Genomic DNA, 3904 nt, shown 5'->3' on the forward strand with positions numbered 1-3904 from the left:
AAGTAGCCACAGCGCATAATGTCAATATTATTGATATTCGACTTTCACAGATGGAGCCTAGTGATCTTCGAGGCATTCCTTTTAAAAATGATAATTTAGTTGATTGGTCCATTCCATCATTACTACCTAATGAAGAGCGCCATGGCAAGCAAGGAATTTTGTTTTTAGATGAGATTACTTCAGCGCCACCAACAGTTTCAGCAGCAGCCTATCAACTTATTTTAGATAGACGCTTAGGTGATTACATTGTGCCTGATGGTTGGGTTATTTTTGCAGCAGGCAATCGACAAGGGGATCGTGGTGTTACTTATTCTATGCCAGCACCTTTGGCGAATCGTTTTTCTCACTACGAGCTTGATGTTAACTTAGATGACTGGGCTGCTTGGGCTTATAAAAATAAAATTGATGAGCGTATTATTGGTTTTTTAAGATACCGTCCTGAACATTTATTTGAATTTGATCCAGCTCACAATCCGGTTGCATTCCCTTCACCAAGGACTTGGGAGTTTGTGCATCGTGCACTTAAAAAGTTTGACAATGATTTAGCGTTATTTAGACAAGCTGCTAGCGCTTGTGTGGGTGAGGTGGCTGGTGTGGAAATTACCACTTTTGTTGAGCATATGGCTGATTTACCTGATCTGGATGCAATTATTAATGGTGATAGTGTTAGCATTCCAAAAGAGTTAGATCTTCAATATGCAATTTGTGCTGCGTTAGCAGGGCGTGCGATTGCAGCAAAAGATGGCGATAACGCACAGCAGGTTTGGGGTAATATTTTAAATTTTGCTAAAGATTTTCCACAAAAAGAATTAGGTGTTATGCTAGTTTCAGATATGCAAAGAGCTATTGGTGGTGAGTTATTTACCATTCCTGAATTTGCTGATTGGGCAGGAAAAATAGCCGACACTATGTTTGATTAATAGTAATTATTAAATGGCTGATTCCGAATATAAATTCTGGCAAGATTCTAAGCTTGCACCCGATCCAAAAGTAGAAGTTATTGGTGAAGATATTGTTTACGAAAACAATGTTGACGATGTCGATTTAGAGGCGGTTGAAGCGAAACTAACTAAAGCACGCACTCAGCTTATTCTCGATAAACCTTTTTTGGGTAACTTGGTGTTAAGATTACCTTTGAAAGCTGCAGGATCCTGGTGTCAAACAAGTGCTACGGATGCCAAGAGTTTTTATTACAACCCTAGTTTTATTGAAAAACTAGATAATCATCAAACTAAATTTGTGCTCATACATGAGGCACTACACTGTGCTCTCACGCATTTTGCTCGTAGGGGTACTAGAGATAAGCATAAATGGGACTTAGCATGCGACTTTGCCATTAATCCTTTGTTGGTTAAAGAGGGTTTTAGACCGCCACTTGATGTGCCTATTTTTAATAAATACGAAAGCATGATTGCTGAAGAAATCTATCCGATGATTGACGATAGTATCGACACCGAGCCAATGGATCAACACCTTTATGATGACAATCCCAAGGATGATGCAGATGAGTCAGATGGCGGTATGCGTGAAGATAGCTTAGAAGGCGAAAAAGACAATGCTAGTGGAAAAAGCGAGCAAAGTAACCCATCACAAGGCAATGCAAGCTCAGGTGAGCTAGCCCAGCAGCCATCTCCACTAACGCCCGATGAAATGCAAGAGTTGAGTGGCAAATGGCAAAAAAATCTTGCGTCATCTGCCCAGCTTGCACAGCAAGCGGGAAAACTTGATGGTGAGTTTGCCAAACTGATTGATTTTTTCTTGCAGCCACAACTGTCATGGCAATCACTATTAGCACAGTACATGTCTAGTTTGGCTAGAGATGATTTCTCTTATGCTAGGCCTTCTAGAAGAAGTGGCGCCGCCATCCTGCCATCGCTTAGATCGAGTCAAATAGATATTACTGTGGCAATTGACACTTCAGGGTCTATTTCCCAGGATGAAATCGATGAATTTGTATCTGAAATTAACGCCATTAAAAGCAATATGAGAGCTTCCATTACTTTAATTGCTTGTGATGAAAAAATCAATCCTAATTTAATTTGGCGTTTTGAAGCTTGGGATGAATTGAAATTTCCAGCATCTTTAGGTGGCGGAAAAGGAACTAATTTCAATCCAGTATTTAATCATATAGATCAGCAAGACTCTCCCTCAAGTGTCTTAATTTACTTTACCGATGCGAAAGGCAAGTTTCCAGAGTATGAGCCAAATTACCCTGTTATGTGGCTAGTCAAAGGTAAAGAACCAGTCCCCTGGGGATCTCGAATTCAACTCAATTGACTAATTATGCTAGATTTAACCCCTAAAGAGCTAAAAGAATATTTGGAATTTAACAAGCCTCTGTTACTGGATGTTAGAGAGCAGTGGGAGTGGGATAAATGCCATTTAAAGGATGCTAAATTATTGCCAATGGGTCAAATAATGGCTAATATCGAGTCATTAGACAAGTCACAGGAAACTGTGTTAATTTGTCATCATGGTATTCGCTCTATGCAAGTAGCACGCTATTTCGAATCCATTGGTTTTGATAAAATCATCAATCTTAAAGGTGGTGTCGACGCCTGGGCTAAGACGATTGATGACTCAATGGCTTTGTATTAAACTAGACGCTGTCTACTAGCTTCAAATAGACTAATTCCTGTTGCCACAGACACATTCAAACTCTCAATATTACCCTGCATTGGAATTAATGCTAATTGATCGCAAGATTGTTTAGTTAGCTTTCTTAAACCTTTGCCTTCAGCACCCATAATTAAAGCAGTCGATGTGGTCAAATCAATTTGATAAATTGAAGTATTGGTAGAACCATCTAAACCAACCACCCAAATATCTTGTTGTTGTAAAGCTTTAATGGTTCTAGCAAGGTTTGTTACTTGAAATATTTTAAATTGATTAAGTGCGCCCGCTGATGTTTTGTGCACTAAGGCGTTTATTGGCGCTGATCCATCCTTGTTGATAACGACACAATCAACGCCCGCAGCATTGGCACTGCGCAAACAGGCGCCAAGATTTCTTGGATCTTGAATAGAATCTAAAATAAGAATAAGGGCGGCATGATCCAACTTAGAGACATGAGCAATTAGTTCATCTTGATTGGGTAGGGTAGGTAGTAGTATCTCAGCAGCAATACCTTGATGAGTCTGATTTTTGGTCAGTTTATCAAGTTGTTGTTTATTTGATTTTTCAGTTTGAATGTCTAATTGTCTAAGCTGAGTGGTAATTTGTCCAACACGTTTGTCGTTACGATTATCAAGCACTAAGACTTTTACAAAACCTTCAGGAGCGGCATCTAATTGCGCTTGAATGGCATGAAAACCAAAAATAGTAATTGTTTTAGACATGGCAATTATAGCTTGTGGTCAAAGATTTCGATGTAGGCATCTTTTCTAAGTTTTTTAACCCAATTGCTAAAATAAGCATTTTTCTTTTGACGCATCAATGCTGCCTTAATATTTCGAAGGTGATTGTTTACACTGCGTTTTTCAATGATTTTAACCAGCCTCCAGCCATTGCCAGCCTTAAAGGGTGCACTTAAATCTTGTAGGTCTAGACTTTTTAGAGCATTGGTAAACGGTTCGGGAAGGCGTTTTTGTACTAACCAACCTGATTCACCACCATTCTTATAGGATTCATCCTGGGAATGTAATTTGGCCAATACGGAAAATGATTCACCTTGCTGTATTTTCAGCGATAGGTCAGTTAAAAATGCTTTAATTAGCTCATCTTGAGATTGTAATAGTGATTCGGTTGAATCGATTGAGCTAATAGCTATTTGCGCAATACGGATTTGTTTAACAATATCATGATCAGTTGCTGGATTAGCTTCTAGCGCCTGGTTAATTTCAGCCTTACTTAAAGAGAGTCCCGCCTTGTTATTAATTAATTCTTTCAAACCGTTTAGAGAAAG

The 3904-nt window shown here is 39.0% G+C and carries 5 protein-coding genes; 3 read left to right on the forward strand and 2 right to left on the reverse strand.

Annotation, left to right across the window (positions count from 1 at the left end; genetic code table 11):
- The 3 genes from P8M52_RS03880 to P8M52_RS03890 form a co-directional block, all read left to right on the forward strand.
- A partial coding sequence (locus tag P8M52_RS03880) for an ATPase (RefSeq protein WP_300307598.1) occupies positions 1-920 on the forward strand: 920 nt, incomplete at its 5' end.
- A 13-nt stretch (positions 921-933) separates the two neighbouring features.
- Positions 934-2277, forward strand: coding sequence for a VWA-like domain-containing protein (locus P8M52_RS03885; protein WP_300307600.1), 1344 nt, complete (start codon positions 934-936; stop codon positions 2275-2277).
- A gap of 6 nt (positions 2278-2283) precedes the next feature.
- The gene (locus P8M52_RS03890) at positions 2284-2598 is read left to right on the forward strand and encodes a rhodanese-like domain-containing protein (protein ID WP_300307603.1); all 315 of its coding nucleotides are present in this window, start codon (positions 2284-2286) and stop codon (positions 2596-2598) included.
- On the opposite strand, the gene rlmB is transcribed toward P8M52_RS03890, so the two are convergent.
- Both rlmB and P8M52_RS03900 read right to left on the reverse strand, forming a co-directional pair.
- Positions 2595-3338, reverse strand: coding sequence for a 23S rRNA (guanosine(2251)-2'-O)-methyltransferase RlmB (gene rlmB / locus P8M52_RS03895; protein ID WP_300307606.1), 744 nt, complete (start codon positions 3336-3338; stop codon positions 2595-2597). The genes P8M52_RS03890 and rlmB overlap by 4 nt on opposite strands.
- Before the next feature lie 5 nt (positions 3339-3343).
- Positions 3344-3904, reverse strand: a 561-nt coding sequence (locus P8M52_RS03900) for a peptidylprolyl isomerase (RefSeq protein ID WP_300307609.1), incomplete at its 5' end; no start/stop codon positions are given.

The sequence above is a fragment of the Candidatus Thioglobus sp. genome (assembly GCF_029243085.1).
In the GTDB taxonomy this organism is placed as follows: domain Bacteria; phylum Pseudomonadota; class Gammaproteobacteria; order PS1; family Pseudothioglobaceae; genus Thioglobus_A.

What these genes read in the sequence shown, in the direction of transcription:
- P8M52_RS03885 (WP_300307600.1), top strand. Translation starts at nt 934, where the DNA reads ATGGCTGATTCCGAATATAAATTCTGGCAAGATTCTAAGCTTGCACCC.
- P8M52_RS03890 (WP_300307603.1), top strand. Translation starts at nt 2,284, where the DNA reads ATGCTAGATTTAACCCCTAAAGAGCTAAAAGAATATTTGGAATTTAAC.
- rlmB (WP_300307606.1), bottom strand. Translation starts at nt 3,338, where the DNA reads ATGTCTAAAACAATTACTATTTTTGGTTTTCATGCCATTCAAGCGCAA.